Annotated in this window: 1 protein-coding gene and 1 pseudogene; both read right to left on the bottom strand. The window is 41.7% G+C overall.

Annotated elements, in window-relative coordinates:
* Positions 1-216 precede the first annotated feature (216 nt).
* Entirely contained in the window at positions 217-1164 is a 948-nt protein-coding gene (locus AB0M26_RS31860; protein WP_003130410.1) for an IS30 family transposase, read from the bottom strand.
* Between the two features lie 102 nt (positions 1165-1266).
* A pseudogene (locus AB0M26_RS31855) lies at positions 1267-1631 on the bottom strand (hypothetical protein); the annotation flags it as partial.

The raw sequence follows: 1631 nt of genomic DNA, 5'->3' as shown, positions 1-1631 counted from the left end.
CCCTGCACGGCGCCAGGGAAGTCCGGGCGTCGGCGCCCGTCGTGGTGTCCGTGGCTAACGAACATCAAAGAGGACCCACATTTTATTAGCCAAAAACTAATGTGGATCATTCATAAAGAAAAAATAAAATTTTTTAAAGTTGTTAATCATTTTGGAACCTCGATATTTAATATTATTAGTTAGTATAATTAAAATTTCGCAAATTGCAAGTCCAAGTTAGCCAGCCAAGCTCATCTCATATGAACTCTTATAGTTGAACATTTTTCTTGGATAATGGTTCATCCAATACTCGATAGCGGCGACTTCTTCAGGGGTCGTCTTTGTTGTGCCTTTTGGCAGATGCCTACGAATCATTCGGTTATGGTTTTCATTCGTCCCTCGCTCAAAGCTCGCGTAGGCGTGTGCATAGTAAACTGGACAGCTTACGACCTCAGAGAGCCTTGCAAATTCATGGCCATTGTCAGGGGTAATGGATTTGAAGTCATAACTTTTTTGAAGTTCCACCAGCTCATCATTGACCGCCTGTGCTGTTTTCCCATCAATCAAGCGAATGATCTCCGTGCGGTATTTTCGCTCTGTGAGCGTCAAAAGCACCTTGTTCTTAGCTCTCGTAAGAATGACCGTGTCAATCTCGTAATGCCCCACTTCTAAGCGATTGTTAATGAACTCAGGCCGTTCTTCAATAGACTTACCAAAAGGATGCTTTGGCGCACGAGGTTTGATTTTCTTTGCCGCCTTATACTGCGGATAGAAAAGATGATGACGCTTGGCTTCTAACCAGCCCCAGTTGACCCAATTGTAGAGGCTGCTCAGAGAAACTCCTTTTAGAGCCTGATGAATGACTTCCAAAGAGTCCTTGTCTTCTTTAAGACGTGTACTCACATAACAATCAATCTCAGTCGTGAGTTTACTCGGACGAACACTGTGAGCCCTCAATCCTTCATAATTTTCTTGAGCCTTTTTAGCAGAGTATTTTACCTTCCGCTTGAGCTGGATTTCCCCTCGCTTCATCTCTCTGTCAATCGTCCCATGAGCTTTATTCAATAAGCGCGCAATCTCACGGTTGCTCAGTCCTTCTTTATTGTGCCAACGTTCAATGTTTAAACGGTCTTGATTGGTCAGGTGTTTCCCTTTGCTCTGGCTTGTGATAGAATAGTCTTGCATCTGAATTTCCTTTTTATACTATTTGGTCGAACTTCTAGTATAAGAGATTCAGATGTTTTTTGCTTGACTCAAGGTGGCTAACTTCATTTTACAATTTGCGTTTTATTTTTTATTATTGTCTGTTCTAGTAAAAATTAAGACAAGAAGGCCTACTGATAGAAAAGCGGTGATGAATCCCATGACCAAATGATAATAAGCACTTAAGTCAACAATATTTGAGCTAAATAACACAACAATAGATAAACCAACAGGTCCTCCAAGTTGATGCATCATATTTGTCAAACCTGATGCAGCTCCTGATAATTCTGGGCTGACCTCTTCTACTCCCGCTGCCGTCAGCGGAGCAAGAAGCCAACCTTGCCCTAATCCAATAATCATCATTTGAAAAACCATCGCATAGAAATATCCCCATTCTGGTTGCGAAACTAATGACAAAATCATTCCAGTCAGTAAAATCACTTGTCCTA

It is taken from the genome of Streptomyces sp. NPDC051776, from assembly GCF_040681345.1.
In the GTDB taxonomy this organism is placed as follows: domain Bacteria; phylum Actinomycetota; class Actinomycetes; order Streptomycetales; family Streptomycetaceae; genus Streptomyces.
The sequence above is the reverse complement of the archived record's forward strand: the minus strand, read 5'-3'. Positions and strand labels throughout refer to the sequence as shown.